Here is a 3,770-nt window from a genome sequence, read left to right on the forward strand (position 1 = left end):
GCTCAACGTCATGCCTCAACCTCTACTCGTGCGCTGCAGACCTGGCTGAGATGTGCGTTTACGTCTGCACCAGACTGCGTCGTCGGGTCCATTCCGGCAAATTCAATTTTGCAGGCCAGACTAATGAAAGTGTCCGAAATGCAGATGGCTTGCGCATTGCAGCATCGCTGCTGCGTTGCAGCGTCACACAAGGTTCATCGTCTGCGCGCTCAGGTTTCGCTCCACATGCGCAGCAGGTTGTGATAGCAGCCCACCAGCGTGCGCTTCGCGGCTTCGTCGCCGTTGGTGGCGTTCAGGCGCTGAATCGAATTGTCGAGATCGAACAGCAGCGAGCGCTGCGCATCGTCGCGCACGAGGCTTTGCGCCCAGAAAAAGCTCGACACGCGCGCGCCGCGCGTCACCGGCCGCACCTGATGCAGGCTCGACGCCGGATAGACGATCGCGTGTCCCGCGGGCAGCTTCACTTCCTGCACGCCGAAGGTGTCTTCGATGATTAGCTCGCCGCCGTCGTACTCTTCCGGGCGCGTCAGAAACAGCGTGATGGATACATCGGCGCGCACGCGTGCACCGTGACCGGGCACGATGCGAACCGCGCCGTCGACATGACTGCCGAAGTGCATGCCGCCTTCGTAGCGATTGAACAGCGGCGGATAGACGCGATTCGGCAACACCGCGCTGATGAACAGCGGATTCGTCTCCAGCGCGCCGACGATCAGATCGCCCAGTTCGCGCGCGATCGGCGAGCCTTCGGCGATCTGCTGGTTATTCTCGACGGGCGCGCCCTGATAGCCGGCGGTGGCGCGGCCGTCGACCCAGGCATCGCTCGCGTCGAGGCGGGCGCGCACGGCGGCGACGTCTTCAGGGCTCAGGACGTTGGGTATCGAGAGGATCATCGTTATTTCCTGCTTGGTTTGCTGCACCATGCGCGCGCCGCACCGACCGGCGATACGGCGCGCGTCAAACTCACATCAACGGAAGCGGTAGTTCAGCGTCGCGAGGAACGTGCGGCCGAGGCCCGGCACCGCGCGTCCGCCGTCCGACGGAATCAACGCATCGTAATAGCGCTTGTCCGTCAGGTTCAGCACGTTGAACTGGATGTCGTAACGCTTCTGATGATACGCGGCCATCGCGTCCCAGCGCACGTAGCCGCCCACTTCGACCAGATTGTTGTTGGCCGCGTAACGCGACGACACATACGACGGCCCGCCGCCGATCTGCCACGTCGGCGTGAAGTCATACGTCGTCCATAACGTCAGCATATGATGCGGCGTGTTGGCGAGCTGATTGCCGGTCGTGCCGTCGAACGCCTTCTGCACCGTGCCGTCCATATACGTGTAGCCGCCGAACATTTGCCATTGCTTGGTGATGTGACCGGCCACGCCGAGCTGATAACCGCGCACGCGCACATCGCCGTCGAGCGTGTATTCGCCGGTGGAAGTCTGCGTCCGCGCGTTGGTTTTTTCGATGTTGAACAGCGATTGCGTGACCGACAATCCGCCGTTGAGCAGATCCCACTTCGAGCCGATCTCATACGGCTTGTTGTGCTCGGGCGGCGTGTTCTGCTGGCCGCTCGTGAGCGTCAGCGCTTCCAGCGACGGGTTGAACGACGTGCCATACGACACGTAATACGACTGCCAGTCCGTCGGCTGCCACACCACGCCGGTGCGCACGCTGGTGAAGTAATTGGTCTGCGTCGCGTAGCCGGGCGCGTTGATCGAGTTATGAATCGACGCTTCGTAGCGATCCCAGCGCACGCCGCCGATCCACTTCCAGTGCTCGCCAATCGAAATCGTATCGTTCAAATACAGGCCGATGCCGTTCGCGCTCGATTCCGCGAGATTCGTCGCGCGCTCGACGACATTGGTCGGCCGCGGCGTGTAGGCCGGATCGGCCAGCGGCACGATCGCGATGGTGTTCGACGGCAGCCCCGGCGCGGTCGCGGTGAAGCTCTGGTTGCTGTAGGTCTCGTGACTCAGATCGACGCCGACCAGCATGTCGTGCTTGAGGAAGCCGGTCGCGAACTTGCCTTCGAAATCGGTCGTGTTGTAGACCGAGTGATCGTTGATGTTGCGATCCTTGCCCTGCAGACGCACGAACAGCGACGATAGCGGCAGCGTCGTGTAATTGCCGTTGCTGAGCGCCGTCGACGTGCCGAGCGGCCCGGTCAGCACGGCCGCCGCGTTGGTCGCGCGCGCCTCGGTGCTGTAGTGGCTGAACTGCGTCTGGTTGCGCAGCGTGAACATGTCGTTGAAACGATGCTCGACGCGCGCGTTGACGGTCTGCACGTCCTGAATCGTGCGGTCGTCGGTGAAGCCGTAGAAGGTCTTCGTATCGACCGGTGCGGGATGGCCGTTGAGCGGCGGAATGCCGTTGTCGGGCTGGTCGCGGTTGTGCTGGATCAGCGCGGACAGCGTGACCTGCGTCGGCGTGCCGATGCCGAATTTCACTTCCGGCGCGATGCCGTAATCCTTGTTGATCATCTCGTCGCGGCTCGAACCCAGCGACTGCCCGAACGCGTTGATGCGGAACGCCGAGGTATCCGTCAACGGCTGGTTGATGTCGACCGTCGAGCGGAAGCGGTCGTGCGTGCCCGCTTGCAGCGAGACATCGGCGCGCGGCTTCAGATTCGGCTGCTTGCTCACCTGATTGATGACGCCGCCCGTCGAGCCGCGTCCGAAGTACAGCGACGACGGACCGTACAGCACGTCGATCGATTCGAGGTTGAAGGTATCGCGATAGTACTGGCCGCGATCGCGGAAACCGTCGAGGTAGATATCCGTGCGCGCCGTGAAGCCGCGCAGGTTGATGTTGTTGCCGATCTGACCGCCTTCGGCCGCGCCGATCGTGACGCCGGGCACGTTGCGCAGCGCATCGGCGAAGGAACTGACGCCCTGCGATTGCAGCACGGCTTTCGGCACGACCGTGACCGCTTGCGGAATGTCGCGCAATGCGGCCGGCACTTTCGCGCCGACAGACGACACCTCGGGCTGGAAGTCTTGCGCGTCGGCGGTGCCGGTCACCTTGACGGCGGGCAGGGCGGTGGTATCGGGCTGGGCTTGCGGTGCGGCTTGCGATTCAGGCTGTGATGCAGCTTGTGATGCAGCAGGCGCGTTCGGCGCGGTCTGGGCATAGAGCGGCGCGGCCATAGGGACTGCGGCGATCGTTACCAGGGCCGCGGCGAGCGGCGTTTTCCTCAACATTGTCGTTTCCCCGATGCTTATGAGTGAACCGATCGGCAGCGAAGCGGGTTGTCGGCTGCCGTGGATGGCGGGCGGCGTCGGCGAGGATTTCCGGCGGTGGCGCCCATGCTTAGCGCCAGGCGTCGCGGCGGCCGTCATTGAACGAGGCTATTGCAGCGATAACATAAATGCGAATCAGTATCATTACATGAAACAGAAATATTTGGAAATTTGCGTAAAAACGGCAGGGTCTTTTTTCTGGCGTTCGTGACGTTTCAGCAACAAAAACGGAGTAAAAGATACTGCTTACGAAAAGCTTGGATTTGGCGCGAAAGGCCGTGGGATGGGCAAGTCGGGCGGAATCGCACGACGCGTCAGGCTTTCGGCGTGACGGAATCGTCGCGGATCGCGGACAAAAAGTGGCGGATGAGTTTTTCTTCGCGCCGATGCCCGGAAAGGCCGCGTAATGAGTCTGGCCTGCAAAATTGAATTTGCCGGAATGGACCCGACGACGCAGTCTGGTGCAGACGTAAACGCACATCTCAGCCAGGTCTGCAGCGCACGAGTAGAGGTTGAGGCATGACGTTGAGC

General features: G+C 62.1%; 3 protein-coding genes. All 3 read right to left on the reverse strand.

From position 1 onward, the window contains the following. Window positions 1-209: 209 nt before the first annotated feature. Window positions 210-893, reverse strand: coding sequence for a Fe2+-dependent dioxygenase (locus tag BVER_RS28130; protein WP_050456044.1), 684 nt, complete (start codon window positions 891-893; stop codon window positions 210-212). A gap of 75 nt (window positions 894-968) precedes the next feature. Beyond that, window positions 969-3,200 (reverse strand): TonB-dependent receptor, encoded by a 2,232-nt coding sequence (locus BVER_RS28135; protein ID WP_050456043.1) that lies wholly within the window; start codon window positions 3,198-3,200, stop codon window positions 969-971. A 109-nt stretch (window positions 3,201-3,309) separates the two neighbouring features. Continuing rightward, window positions 3,310-3,770 (reverse strand): hypothetical protein (locus BVER_RS34825; RefSeq protein ID WP_232316893.1); only part of this gene is annotated, 461 nt, incomplete at its 5' end.

It is taken from the genome of Candidatus Burkholderia verschuerenii, from assembly GCF_001189365.1.
Taxonomy (GTDB): domain Bacteria; phylum Pseudomonadota; class Gammaproteobacteria; order Burkholderiales; family Burkholderiaceae; genus Caballeronia; species Caballeronia verschuerenii.

Bases quoted from the DNA above. Each gene is read 5' to 3' on its own strand.
- BVER_RS28135 (WP_050456043.1), bottom strand. From the start codon at position 3,200: ATGTTGAGGAAAACGCCGCTCGCCGCGGCCCTGGTAACGATCGCCGCA.
- BVER_RS28130 (WP_050456044.1), bottom strand. From the start codon at position 893: ATGATCCTCTCGATACCCAACGTCCTGAGCCCTGAAGACGTCGCCGCC.